Genomic DNA, 13,075 nt, shown 5'->3' with positions numbered 1-13,075 from the left:
TCTAACAAAAACAGCCAAAAAAATCATCATCATTATGAACATTGGCGATTTTTTTTATCATTATATCCGTATAATCATTGGTTTTTATCTCCAGTTTAGAAATGAAAACGAAACCAGAAAACGTAATAACTCTCAAACACGAACTTAATCGAAGCGCGCTTATTTAAATAACGCTAATTTCTTAAATATCCAATTGATTTTTATGTTGTTGTTCATATTATGGTAATTTTTACTTAAATCAAAATAATGATATATACCAATATAAATTTCGTTCCCATTTATTTATTTTTTTTCTTATGACGCGGTTTTTTAGGGTTCAACCGGCGGAAACGATTTTTTTCTTTTCTTTCAATTTCTTTTTTTTCGTTGGCTTTATCTTCAAAATAAGTACCAACCTTAATGTAAATCCACATTGCTAATGCAGGAGACGCTAAAAAAAACGATAAGATTGACCCAATTTGCTTGTTCTGTCATCGCAACTCCAGTCACTTTTGAAACAAGCCAAAACAAGATAAGAATGAATGGAAACGAAAGTAACATTAAAAAACCTCTTGCTTTATGCATTCTTCACACCAGCCTTTAAAAAGTTTCTTTATTTACTCTACCATAAAGAAACAATGACGAACAGAAAGTTTTTATCTGACCTTGTGTCAATTCTCTTTTCTAACGTTTCTTAATTTCAGACAGGCCTCAATAATTACGTTGTATTTCACTAAAATCAAGCACATAATAGATAAAAAAAAGGGAGTAATATTATGGGAAAATTTTCGTTTTATAGTATCTTTACGATCTTGATTGTTGCTAGTCCTATAGTGTCATTCTTTTTTGTTTCGCTCTTTATGCATAAAAAACAAAAGGAACGCTCAGATAAAGCACATGGCAAAGCCAATTATTTCCGAAGTTTTCAAGTTCGGTAACAAACAATATGAGGGAGACGTTGACTTCTCCAAGAAAACCTCAAACGTTACCGTCTATAAAGATTTCGCTTATTACTTGGCTGAAGTAGTGTTTCATACAGAAGATAAAAAAGTTAATAATGGCGTCATTCACCACATTTACATGATACATAAACATGAACCTTTTACCATCACTCAAGATGACATTCAAGTTTATGGAAACGACAAGATTCTCGAGGATAAAGAACTTGTTTATGAAATAAAAAATATCACCATCTCAACAATAAATGATAATTGATGCATTATTTAGCTAGTAAGATACTATGACACAAATTCTAGCAAGTGTAATCCCCACATGATTCAAACCATCTCTACACTTTTAAGAGTATTTCATCAATAATTAAAGTAGCGAAAGTAGATGTTTTAAATGAACTTCGCTGAACAAATTAGAGCACACCCCAAAAAAGAATTAGACACGAAAAAATTAGCGTCTCAATTACCGGTATCAAGATTCACCATTTCTAGTTGGAAAATCGAAAAAACTTAACCTGATTTAGAAACTTTTGTTTTGATTAGCGATTTGTTTGGAATTTCTCTTGACGAATTATTGATAAGAAACCAAAATGCTTTTAGAAACAAAGTTTCACATTTACTTTTCTATCATTTAAATCATCTTCCAGAAAATACTTAGGAAGAGTTTAACGCCAAAGTTCAAAACCTCTTAAATTATGAAAAAGTAATCACTAATGCTCTGGATTAACCTTACTCAAACGGAAAATTAGAAACTAAAAATACTCACATTAAAGTAAGTCTCTTATGAATTCAAGTCATTTTGTAACATGAGAATCAGATTTTTTTTGATTAATCATTTAATACAACTAAAGTAACCAAAAAGGAACTGATTAAGAGTTTCCACTCCCAATCAGTTCCTAATCAATTATTTGCTCATCAGTTTAGTTTAACAAAGTGCCCAAATTTTGAGTATTCTTTAAATGTTGGTTTATACTAATCCTTTTCGTAAGTTAAATACTTATTACTAGAACTTGTTCTTAATATTTTTTTCTAAATCCTAATACAGCTAATCCTGTGATCCCTAAACCTAACAATGATGTAAAAAATCCTGTTTTTACATCAGACCCTGTTTGAGGTAACGTTTTTCCACTTACTACTGGCGTAATCTTAGAGCCAACACCACCAGATACTGATCCAGTTCCTGGCTTAATTGTTGGTTTAACACCAGTATCTGCATTTCCTCCTATATTTGCTCCACCATTATGACCACCTGTATCTGGTTTGGGTTTTACAACTGGAGGTGTCACCTTTCCTGGTTTATGCTGTGCTTTAATCACTTTTGTTCCAGATTCGATTGCTTCCTTAATTTCCGCTTCTGTTTTTGCATTGTCAATAGCTATTTTCACTTTCTTAGCTTCTGCATCGACTGCTTCGATTTGATTTTCTTTTTCTTTTGTTGATAACGTCTTATCTTGTCCAATTTCATTTTTCGTTGCTTTTGCTATTTCATCGATTTCTGCTTTCGCTTTATCTTTCTTCGTTGCTAATGTATCACCAGGTGTTGTTGTTCCTGGTTGATATTGATCTTTAATTGATGTCGTACCTGTCGTAAGTGCTTTGTCAACCTCTGACTCATTCTTCGCACCATCAATCGCTGCTTTCGCTTTCGTTGCTTCTGCTTCGACTGCCTTTGTTTGTGTTGCTTTTTCAGTGTCACTCAACTTATCATCTTTCGAAATTTTCGCTTTCGTTGCTTTCGCTACTTCATCAATTTCTGCTTTTGCTTTGGCTTTCTTCGTTTCTAATGTATCACCAGGTGTTGTTGTTCCTGGTTGATATTGATCTTTAATTGATGTCGTACCTGTCGTAAGTGCTTTGTCAACCTCTGACTCATTCTTCGCACCATCAATCGCTGCTTTCGCTTTCGTTGCTTCTGCTTCGACTGCCTTTGTTTGTGTTGCTTTTTCAGCGTCACTCAACTTATCATCTTTCGAAATTTTCGCTTTCGTTGCTTTCGCTACTTCATCAATTTCTGCTTTTGCTTTGTCTTTCTTCGTTTCTAATGTATCACCAGGTGTTGTTGTTCCTGGTTGGTATTGATTATCAATATTTTCAATCCCTTTTCCTTTTGCAGCATCTACTTCAGATGCATTGGTTGCCGATTTGATTGCTTTCTTTGCTTCTTCCGTTTCTTTTACAACTGCTTCTATCTGTTCTGCTTTATCTTTTTCTGTTAATGTTGGATCATTCGTAATTTTTTCTTTTGTCGCCTTTGCTGCTTTATCAACGTCTGATAGAGCTTGTTCTTTACGTATTTCCAATCTAGAACCTGGTTGATATGCATTATCAATATTGGTCACCCCTTGACCTTTGGCCTGATCGACTTCTTTAAGATTTTCTGCAGCATCGATCACTGATTTTGCATTTATTGCTGATTGACTAACATCAGCTATTTGCTTCTCTTTTTCTTCTTCTGTCAGTGATTGATCTTTCGTAATTTTTTCTTTAACTGCTGTTGCAGCTTCATCAATATCAGCTTTAGCTTGTTCTTTTCTTGTTTCTATTGACAAACCTGGTTGATAATTCCCGTCAATATCTGTCACCCCTTGACCTTTAGCAGTATCAATACCATTTGCATCTATTGCAGCATCAATATTCGCTTTAGCTTCAATTGCTGACTGATCAACACCAGCTGTTTGTGCCACTTTTTCTTCCGAAGTAAGAGTTGGGTCTTTCGCAATTCTTTCTTTAGTCGCTGAAGAAGCATCGTCAATTCCTGCTTTGGCTTGTTCTTTTCTTATTTCTAATGATGTTCCTGGTTGGTAAGCACCATCAATATTTACAATTCCCTGTCCTTTGGCACTATCGATACCTGTAATATCAGTTGCTACTGTAATTTCATTAATCGCATTTGTAGCCGATTGATCAACAAGTGTTATTTGAGCAGATTTTTCTTCCACAGTTAAGGTTGGATCATTGTTAATTTTACTTTTAACCGCATCTCTTTCCGCTTCAATTGCTGCAATAGCATCAGCTTTGCGATCTTCAATCGGTTGTCCAGATTGATACTGATAATCGATATTGACAATTCCTTGTCCTTTCGCTATATCAATAGAACTAGCATCTTGCGCACTATTTATTGCTGCTACCGCTTCGGATGCAGCTTGATCTGCCGCAGCTGTTTGAATATCTTTGTCTTCATCACTCAACGTTGGATCATTCGCTATTTTTTCATTAATAAAAATTCTTTCAGCCTCGATTGCTGCTAGAGCGTCCGAACGACGATCTTCAATCGATGTTCCTGGCTGATATTGATTGTTGATTGCTGTAATTCCTGTACCTTTTGCCACATCAACACCATTTGCATCAATTGCTGTGTCAATCGCTGCTTTTGCATTCGCAGTTTCAGCATCAACCGCTGCTATTTGAGTAGCTTTTTCGCTAGGAGTTAATGTTGGATCATTCGTAATTCGATCTTTGATTAAATCTGCTTCAACTTGAATAGAGCTTTTTGCTTCCTCTTTACGGAGTTCCAATCCAGTACCTGGTTGATATTGTTGATTAATATTCGCAATTCCCTGTCCTTTAGCACTATCGACATCATTCGCAGTCGTTGCTTGTTCAATGGCAACTTTAGCTTCTTCTGCCTTTATATCAACTCCTGCTGATTGCGTTGCTTTTTCTTCATCAGATAACGTTGGATCATTGGCAATTCGTTCCTTTATTTTCGTTACCTCTGTGTCAATGACAGTCTTAGCATCCTTTTTACGAGCGTCTAATGGAGATCCTGTTTTATATTGACCGTTAATTTCAGTAATACCTGCTCCTTTTGCCGCATCGACCCCGTTTGCATCATTTGACAACTCAATTGATTTTTTAGCTTGATCCGCCACAGCATCTACGCCAGCTGCTTGTGCTTCTTTTTCTTCTACTGTTAATGTTGGATCGTCTGTAATACGCTTTTTAATTCTTGTTACTTCCGCATCAATTGCTGCTTTTGCATCTTCTTTACGAGCTTCTAAGCCTGTTCCTGATTGATGTGTTTTACCAATATCTCCAACACCTATATCCCGAACTTCCTGAACTGTTTTCCAATCAATCGCTGCTAAAACTGCTTCCTTGGCAACATTTGCTTTTTCATCAACTTCTTGATTTTGCAACACTTTTTCATCATCTGTTAATGTTGGATCATTGGCAATTTTCTCTTTTTCAGTTTTCACTGCATTATCAATTGAGATATTAGCCTCAGACTTATGTTCGTCTAAAGTTTTTCCAACCTTATGTTCAGCTTCAATCGCGTGTTTTCCGGATTCTAAGCTTGTTACCAACTCCTCAGCAGTTGTTACTTTAGACAGCTGGTCACTTTCATCTTTTAGTACTTTTTCTACTTCAGCTTTTTGTTTTTCTTTTTCAGAATCAGTCAAAGTTTCATCAGTATCAATTGCTGCTACCGTTGCTTTTGCTACTTTTTCTAATTCCGAGATGGCATCTTCAATTTGTTTTGACAATTTCTCTCCAGGTACATACTTCGTGATGATAGTTTCTTTTCCTTTTTCTAATGCGTTACTTAATTCTTCAGCTGTTGTTGTTGCATTCATAGCTTGTTCGGCTTGTGCTTTTGTTTCATTTACAGCATTTATTTGATCTTTTTTAGTTTGATTTGTTAAATTTTCATCATCATTAATCTTCTTAATTGTATCTTGGGCTACTTTATCTAAGTCTGCTAGAGCGTCGATTTTTAATTCGTCTAATGATTTACCAGAAACATATTCTTTTTTTATTTTTTCAGAACCTGTTTCTAAAGCTTTTGCGATTTCTTCAACATTATTTGCTAATCCAATATCTTTTTTAGCATTTTCAAAAGATTTTTTTACATTTTCTTTTTGTAAAGCTTTTTCTTCTGGTGATAAATTAGTATCACCTTCTATTTTTTCATTAGTACTAGTCACAACTTCTTCTAAAACTTTGATTGCCACATCTTTTTGATCAGTTAGCGGTGTTCCTTTAACATGTTGTGCCTTAATATCAATATTACCTTTATCAGCTATCGTTTTAATATCAGCTTCAGTTTCTTTTTGATCAATATCAGCTTTAGCCTTCTTTAAAACATCGTCGACATTCTTTATTTGAGCATTCTTTTCTGCTTCATTTAATGTTGGATCCTCTGAAATGGCTTTTTTAGTATCATCTGCTGTGTCATCGAGTATTTTTTTATATTTAACATCATCAATGATAGTAACACTGTACTTAGCTTGTGTTGATTTACCCCACTTTGTGGCTGTTAGACTACCTGAAAAAACACCTTTTTTACTTGCAACAGATGCAGATGTGATTATAGTTTCTCCCGCAGAATCAAATTTAGGTTCAACTCGTGTTTTATTATTTGCATTATCATAAAATTCCATTTGATTGTCAGCCAAAACTGATGCAACTGTTTTATCCATAACCTCTGATAATTTTTTTGTTTGTGTATATTCATTTCCTGCTAACGCAACAATAGAAGGAGTTTTTGCTGTGAAGAAAAAATCTCCACTAATGCCTTGATTATTCATAACGCCAAGGACTTTAACTGTTATTGGAACTGGTCCCGTGCCTTCTGGAGTCTTAAATGTATATAATGTTATACTACTATTTGCACGAATCTTTCCACTAGTTAATACATTTTCATCTCCATCAGCAATTGTCACAGTCGTATTTGGCATTTTCGAGAAATTCTCATCTCTATTTTCAAACTGGAAAGTATAGTTTGTATTTGGCATTAAATCTAAACTCCACATAACACCATCATTTTCAGATTTACTATTTAAATACATACCCTTCCCACTATTAGGACCTGTTTTATTCCCCCAAGTTACAGTACCGTTACCAACAACAGAAAAGACACGATCATCTCCCCATGTTCTGAAAGCTTGCCAGCCACCAAAATTTCCATAAATATATCGGTTAACCTTAGCCTTGCTTGCTGCATCGAAAGTAGTTCCGATAGACGAACTCAGACTATTTAATTCTTGTGGAAAATCAGCAATTCCATTTTCTGACACTGCTAATGTACTTAATACAAATGCCTCGCCTTCAGAAATCGTTGATCCTGCTTCAGCATTTACACCAATGGTTGGTATTAAGAACATAGAAGTTGTCAGAACACTAACCAATACTTTATTTTTTTTAATTAGTTTCCCTCTCCCCAGAGTCTTCGTTTCATAGCTCAGTTCTTGAATGTTTTTCTTATTTAATTTCATAAAAATAATCCCCTTAATTTTTATTTTTTTAACATTACAAATTCTTACGTAAGCAATTTGAATAGTGTTTCATATGCAATAAAGTATTTTAATAGATAAAAATGTCTTTTTTAGATGACAGAGCCTCATCACATTTAAAAATAATAATCATTTTTCTACTTCTACTGTTTGACTTTCATATTCAATTAATTAATACGCATTCGTTATTATTCAATATTATTTCCCCCCTCTAAAATTTAATATTTTATTTTTTTATGTTTTGCTTAATTAGAAGAATCCGTAACCTGTTGAAGCTAAATTCATCATATGAGATATTCCAGACAAAAACAACACTTTTGCTCAAAAATAACATATATATGTGTGTATATTTATCATAACAATTAACAATAAAACATATTTTCACAACCTTATCCAAGCTATAAATACCTTTTATTTAAATGTTAATTATATTCCAAATAACAATACACACTAATGTTTAATTTGTTTAAAAATTCATTAAAATAACAAAAAAATAATTACTAATTCAATTTTGTATTAATATTTTATAAATAAATGTCTAGTAATCGGACACAAGTTAATTATTCGTTAGTATTCATATGTGCGTTTCTTAATTATCTAATGAATATGTTTATTCTTCGAAAACAGATAAATTTTATTGTTGTTTAATTAATACACTATCCCAAGATAGCGCTTGCTAATCACTTCGTTTTCACCCTTTTTATCCATATAAAACTTTTATGTATTTTAAATAAGCGTAACCTTCTTTAAAATGTAAAAAAATTCTAAGTCCAAGATCACCACTTACAAAGTAGAATTACGTTATTTAAAGTTTCTAAAATATATTTTTTCAATTTATCATTGAATTTACGGACAGAAGGGCTTTTGTCTCATTTCGCGATTTGAATGTTAAGGTAAAATAGTCACGATGTCATGCTACGCGATGCTCGCTCTTTAAGAACAGATGTCGCAAATATAATATCGTGTAGCACAACTGATTCAATTTCATAATTTACGTATCAAAAAAGTAAACACTCGTCCAATTTCAATAATCTGATTTTTTTGAAATTATACGGCTATTTCTTTTGATTTTCGGTAATTTAATCGTTGGTTAGTAAATTTTTTTGCATTATATGCTAACTGGATCATTAGATGTTCCACAACAACATGATGAGATTGATGAAATCGTGTTCGGTTTAATTGATAATTTTCTTTGAGATAGGTATTCATGCGCTCAACGGCACTTCTTTTAGCGTACAATTGTTTCCACGATTGACTTCCTCTTGCTGGATAATTGTAACGTAGATAATCACGGGATTGTTTGATTTTTATAACTTTTTGACACAATCCTTCATGCTGCAATGGGCAATCCCGACAACGGGGCTCTGGCCTTACAAATTTTAATGCATTATATCGCTCGCTTATCAAAGCTATCTTATCGATAACTTTCTTCAATTAAACATGTCGGAGTGACATACTTATCTGTTTCTCCATCATTGGCGGATAACTTTTTCAGATCAATAAAGGGTTCAAATCCCAGTCGATGTGCTTCCTCATAAACAGCACTCGCGTCATAACTCTTATCTATTAATATATGGACTGGTTTTGACATTAGTTGCACTAACTCACGCATCATTGGAATTGCCATACTCACATCGGCGATAGAAGCAGATGTAGTGATGACAGATAATAGATATTGGGAGGTGCTTGATACGGCCATGTGGCCTTTGTAGCCAAACCAAAAATTACTCTTTCCCTGACTTTTTTCTTGACACCCCAAGTAGGATGATGGGTTAACTCGTCTAGGATATCATCTGTCGCCATTTGTTGTTGGATATTTCTTTTTGATAAAATTGTTTTCTTTGTTTTGTGAGGCTTGGAATGCCCATTGATAGCTGTTACGTCAAGCGCAATATCTTCTTCAAAGATACCAAATTCTTGATGAATAACTTGTAACAATTCGTAATTTAGTTCGTCCAGATAATCTTGATGTTGAACAAGAGTTTGATAGATTCTAGAAAAAGTCGCTTCTGATAGAATGAATTCAGAGTAAAGAAACCCTAGGCTTAATTTGAACCGAAAATCGTAAGCGAGTAATAAGTGACCGCCTTTAAAAATACCGACCTCCATTTATACTTGAATTATCAAGTTAAATAGGAGGTCATTTTATTGTCGAAAGAAAATCAAATTGTCCCGGTAATCCTCACGGATAACGTCAACTCACAACCATCGCCTAGCATTCAAAAGCCGAAACTGGCTTGTCAATTGAAAATAGGTAATGCAGACTTACGTGTCTACAACGGTGCGAGTCAATATATTTTAACGACGATCCTAAAGGAGTTAGTCCATGTTAATTAATTACAGTCAGGTTAAGCACATCTTTATCGTATGTGGTAAAACTGATATGCGTCGTGGAATCGACGGACTTGCGACCATTATTGTTGATACGTATAACTTGGATTTATTTGACGATGCTATTTTTCTATTTTGCGGTGGTCGTACTGATCGTTTTAAGGCTTTGTATTGGGATAAAAATGGCTTTATTCTACTGTATAAACGACTTGAATCGGGCAAGCTTCAGTGGCCAAGAAAAGGAATGGCAACAATATGAGATTAATGTCTCTCGTAAGACGATGGCAAACTGGATTATTTGCTCGTCTCAATCTTGGCTTGAGCCAATCTATGAACGTTTCCGACTAGAACTGAATAAACAAGACGCCATCAATGCGGATGAAACACCTTATCAAACTTTAAACCGCCCAGATGGGCGGCCAGCCTCATCAGATGCGAGGATATGGCTATTTCAGACAAATAAAAATTCGCCACGCCCAATAAGCTATTATCACTCATCTTTAACACGTGCAAGGAGTAATATCGATGAAGTCCTTTCAGTTTACGACTGCTACCTTCATTGTGATGGGTATTCGGCTTATCAAAATATGCCTAACTTAAAAGTAGTTGCTTGTTGGGCGCATGTGCGCCGGAAGTTTTTTGAAGCTGGGGATGAACGAGGAATGGCTGCGATAGGGAAAAACTATTGCGATCAACTTTTTGCTTTGGAGCAACAGTTTAAGAAACTCTCCGCTGATGCGAGAAAAGCCTATCGACAACTTAAGTCAAAACCGTTATTAGATGAGTTTTGGGAGTGGATTGGTTCTTTTCCTGTGATAGCTAAGAGTAAACTTGGTCGAGCAATCGCATATGCCCAGAATCTAAAGGATGAATTAATGACTTTTCTAGATGATGGCAATCTTGTCATTTCAAACAATTTAGCCGAAAGACAAATTAGGCCGCTCACAATTGGTAGAAAAAACTTTATGTTTTCTACCAAGTATAGCTGGAGCTAAAGCCAATTGTGTGGCTTACACCCTTATTGAAACGGCTAAAGCCAATGGCTTAAATGCTTTTAAGTATTTAACGCACTTGTTTGAAAAGTTACCCAATCTAGATTTTATTAGATGTCCTGAATTATTGGAAGACTATCTTCCTAGGTCAGATCAAATTCAATTAGAGTGTAAATAAAATAGCGACTCAGCGCCAATAGTTGGACCTATATCCAAATTATGAACGTTGTGACGCTATTTGTGTACCCATGTTTATATTATCCGCTTACCGAAAATCTTCACATAATCTTTTAATCAATAATTTTGTAGTCGGGATTCCTTCTAAATAGAGAGTAACAACGGCCCGCAAACAAGATTCGTAGTTTATTTTAATTGGTGGGCCACACGGCTTTCTTTTTCGAATAGTTTAAAAAAGGGTGTAAAATCGGTTGGGGAGAAGACTGTCTGATATCTCACTTGAATGGTAAGCGCCGAATATAAAGGTGTCTGTACACCAAATAACCTCGTAAGGTATAATTCTTACGAGGTTATTGCTTTATTTTGAACAGTGAGACTGAACTGTGTTAGACCATGGAAGGTATTCAGATAGGACCTCATCACTCAAAACATCTAGATTAGGTGTTTCATCAAATAAATAAATCAGATATTTTCTAACATCAAGTCCGTTGGCCTCTGCAGTTTTCATGATTGATAGGATGACGCCACTCGCAGTAGCACCTTCAGTGCTTTGGCTAAAAAGCCAATTCTTTCTTCCCATGACAATCTCTTTAATCTGTCTTTCTGATCGATTGTTGGATAATTCCAAACTACCATCTTCAAGAACCCTCATGAAACTCTCTTTTTATAAACTGATTTCATGAGGTTTTTCTATTTTAAGACTTTTGGGTCAGCCTCACAAATCTAACTTTTAGGCAACACAATACACTATTAGTGTTTTCACTTTTTATTTTTTATATTACTTCCCACTTATAAAATTTACTCAAAATTTACTCAAAAATAAAAGTTAAGGGGTATTTTCTAAGTTCCAAGTAATGATGCCATCGTACTTGGAACTTAGATTTCCACTCCCGAAAACATTCAATTTTAATTTATCTTTCAATAAAATTTCCGTTTTAGGTATCTCTCGTTGCGTCTTGGTTTCAATAGCTGTTCCACTTGTAATTTCATTATTCTGATATTTTAATTGTCCATTCAGTTTCTTTTTCTTCTCTTTACCAGAAAAACCAGAAAACTCACTTGTAATTTTCCAAGGCGTTAATATTCCACTTGACGACTCAACAGTGCTAATAACGATTAAGTTGCTTTCTTTTGTCATCTCTTTTTCATCATCATTTTTTAAGATGGTATGCGAACCAAAATTAATAACCTCTGGACGCTCCAGAGATAAAACAGGTGTAAAATAGATGGTCACAATAAAATCTGAATCTGGAACTTTTCCATCAGTAACAAATTGATTATTATGCTTAACTTCAATTCGATCAAACTGATAACCCTCGGCTACTTTATCACTCGCTTTGATAATATCAGGTTCGAGAGCAGTTCCAATTGTAACTGCCCCAGTTTCTCTAATCTCCTTACGTTCTTTACTTGTTGTACTAGAAAAAATTCTTTTTAAACTAACAGCATTAAGATATTCTATTTTTCCTGTCACACTATTCAAACTATAATAAACATCAATGTCATTATTTTGTTCTGTTACCAAATGCTTAATTGTTTGCTCATCATTTTCAGTCATTCCCGTTCTAATCGGATTATATTTAAACTTCGATTCTCCAAGTAATTCAGGTACTTCAAAACTAATTTCTTCGCCAACTGTTCCATATATCACTTTTTTTACAGTCGTCAAAATATCATCAGGTAACGGATTTCTCTGATTATTCGGCTTGGCTTCAAAGTACCGGATGGCTAATTCCTTTTGAATATTTACAAAAATTGAAACAGGATCTGTCATGTAATCAGAATATTTACTTTTAATTTCTGCTTTTAATTCATTTTTACCTGAACTTATGTCTTCTTTTTTCAGTGTAAACTTCCATTCTGTATTTCTTGCAGTGCCCGAGTAATTAAAAGTATAGAGGACTGTCGAACCTTTTTTAATACTTACTGTACCTCCAGATCCAGTCTCATCAGTAAATGTTCCTTTGATTTCTTTTACGGACTCATTAGGCGCAAAAGTGTATTGATCTGGGTCAGGTTTAATCTGTGGGATTGGATAATAATCAATTATCTTATTTTTGCTATTTGCTTCTTGTACTGTCCATTTCCTGCTTAATTTCTGTGTTTGTTGATTATACCCAGGAGTATTCTTAAAAATCAAACGAAAATTTCAAGTACAAGTTAGCCACCTGTAAAATGTCTAACGTTATTTAAAATTCCTAGTAAATATATCGTGCGATTTGACATTGAGTTAGCGTGTGATAGGCTCTTCTGCCTCACCTGAACATCTTGATGGTCAGGTGGCTCAGGTAAGGCGTCACATGCTAAGAGGCTCAATGTCAAATCGCGTTAAGTCCAGTTTCAATTTGCTGATTTCATTAATGAATGATTCATAAGGTGTTGCGTAGCCCATGATTTTTCTTGGTAAACT

General features: G+C 34.5%; 11 protein-coding genes and 1 pseudogene. 5 read left to right on the top strand and 7 right to left on the bottom strand.

Features of this window, described 5'->3' with window-relative positions; translation table 11 throughout:
• Positions 1–278: 278 nt before the first annotated feature.
• The gene (locus ESZ54_RS12745; RefSeq protein WP_275426537.1) at positions 279–413 is read right to left on the bottom strand and encodes a hypothetical protein; all 135 of its coding nucleotides are present in this window, start codon (positions 411–413) and stop codon (positions 279–281) included.
• A gap of 463 nt (positions 414–876) precedes the next feature.
• On the opposite strand from ESZ54_RS12745, the gene ESZ54_RS03795 reads away from it, so the two are divergent.
• Positions 877–1,194 (top strand): hypothetical protein, encoded by a 318-nt coding sequence (locus ESZ54_RS03795; RefSeq protein WP_136136357.1) that lies wholly within the window; start codon positions 877–879, stop codon positions 1,192–1,194.
• Between the two features lie 327 nt (positions 1,195–1,521).
• Positions 1,522–1,783: pseudogene (locus ESZ54_RS03790) on the top strand (transposase); the annotation flags it as partial.
• A gap of 162 nt (positions 1,784–1,945) precedes the next feature.
• On the opposite strand, the gene ESZ54_RS03785 reads toward ESZ54_RS03790, so the two are convergent.
• The 4 genes from ESZ54_RS03785 to ESZ54_RS12485 all read right to left on the bottom strand — a co-directional run bounded on the left by ESZ54_RS03785 (position 1,946) and on the right by ESZ54_RS12485 (position 9,274).
• Entirely contained in the window at positions 1,946–7,147 is a 5,202-nt protein-coding gene (locus ESZ54_RS03785; RefSeq protein WP_136136356.1) for a DUF1542 domain-containing protein, read from the bottom strand.
• A gap of 1,065 nt (positions 7,148–8,212) precedes the next feature.
• Complete coding sequence (locus tag ESZ54_RS03780; RefSeq protein ID WP_275426540.1) at positions 8,213–8,572, bottom strand: transposase; 360 nt, start codon at positions 8,570–8,572, stop codon at positions 8,213–8,215.
• 7 nt (positions 8,573–8,579) lie between these two features.
• Complete coding sequence (locus ESZ54_RS03775; RefSeq protein ID WP_136136354.1) at positions 8,580–8,864, bottom strand: transposase; 285 nt, start codon at positions 8,862–8,864, stop codon at positions 8,580–8,582.
• Entirely contained in the window at positions 8,795–9,274 is a 480-nt protein-coding gene (locus tag ESZ54_RS12485; protein WP_162615084.1) for a hypothetical protein, read from the bottom strand. The genes ESZ54_RS03775 and ESZ54_RS12485 overlap by 70 nt, the downstream gene beginning before the upstream one ends.
• A gap of 217 nt (positions 9,275–9,491) precedes the next feature.
• Here ESZ54_RS12485 and tnpB point away from each other — a divergent pair, with 217 nt between their 5' ends.
• The 3 genes from tnpB to ESZ54_RS12820 are packed head-to-tail and all read left to right on the top strand — an operon-like array spanning position 9,492 to position 10,666.
• The gene (gene tnpB, locus ESZ54_RS03770; protein ID WP_136136353.1) at positions 9,492–9,755 is read left to right on the top strand and encodes an IS66 family insertion sequence element accessory protein TnpB; all 264 of its coding nucleotides are present in this window, start codon (positions 9,492–9,494) and stop codon (positions 9,753–9,755) included.
• Entirely contained in the window at positions 9,679–10,491 is an 813-nt protein-coding gene (gene tnpC / locus ESZ54_RS03765) for an IS66 family transposase (protein ID WP_136136352.1), read from the top strand. The genes tnpB and tnpC overlap by 77 nt, the downstream gene beginning before the upstream one ends.
• A gap of 10 nt (positions 10,492–10,501) precedes the next feature.
• The gene (locus ESZ54_RS12820) at positions 10,502–10,666 is read left to right on the top strand and encodes a transposase domain-containing protein (RefSeq protein WP_162615085.1); all 165 of its coding nucleotides are present in this window, start codon (positions 10,502–10,504) and stop codon (positions 10,664–10,666) included.
• Positions 10,667–11,023: 357 nt separating this feature from the next.
• Here ESZ54_RS12820 and ESZ54_RS03755 read toward each other — a convergent pair whose 3' ends face one another.
• On the bottom strand, positions 11,024–11,317 hold the full coding sequence (locus tag ESZ54_RS03755) for an IS66 family transposase (RefSeq protein ID WP_136136350.1): 294 nt from the start codon (positions 11,315–11,317) through the stop codon (positions 11,024–11,026).
• Between the two features lie 174 nt (positions 11,318–11,491).
• Entirely contained in the window at positions 11,492–12,805 is a 1,314-nt protein-coding gene (locus tag ESZ54_RS03750) for a hypothetical protein (protein WP_136136349.1), read from the bottom strand.
• Positions 12,806–13,075: the final 270 nt, after the last annotated feature.

This window comes from Vagococcus silagei (assembly GCF_004795745.1).
Classification (GTDB): domain Bacteria; phylum Bacillota; class Bacilli; order Lactobacillales; family Vagococcaceae; genus Vagococcus; species Vagococcus silagei.
Note: the sequence above shows the minus strand (reverse complement) of the source record. Positions and strands in the feature narration are given on the sequence as shown.

What these genes read in the sequence shown, in the direction of transcription:
- ESZ54_RS12745 (WP_275426537.1), bottom strand. Translation starts at nt 413, where the DNA reads ATGTGGATTTACATTAAGGTTGGTACTTATTTTGAAGATAAAGCCAAC.
- ESZ54_RS03795 (WP_136136357.1), top strand. Translation starts at nt 877, where the DNA reads ATGGCAAAGCCAATTATTTCCGAAGTTTTCAAGTTCGGTAACAAACAA.
- ESZ54_RS03785 (WP_136136356.1), bottom strand. Translation starts at nt 7,147, where the DNA reads ATGAAATTAAATAAGAAAAACATTCAAGAACTGAGCTATGAAACGAAG.
- ESZ54_RS03775 (WP_136136354.1), bottom strand. Translation starts at nt 8,864, where the DNA reads ATGGCCGTATCAAGCACCTCCCAATATCTATTATCTGTCATCACTACA.
- ESZ54_RS12485 (WP_162615084.1), bottom strand. Translation starts at nt 9,274, where the DNA reads ATGGAGGTCGGTATTTTTAAAGGCGGTCACTTATTACTCGCTTACGAT.
- tnpB (WP_136136353.1), top strand. Translation starts at nt 9,492, where the DNA reads ATGTTAATTAATTACAGTCAGGTTAAGCACATCTTTATCGTATGTGGT.
- tnpC (WP_136136352.1), top strand. Translation starts at nt 9,679, where the DNA reads ATGGCTTTATTCTACTGTATAAACGACTTGAATCGGGCAAGCTTCAGT.
- ESZ54_RS03755 (WP_136136350.1), bottom strand. Translation starts at nt 11,317, where the DNA reads ATGAGGGTTCTTGAAGATGGTAGTTTGGAATTATCCAACAATCGATCA.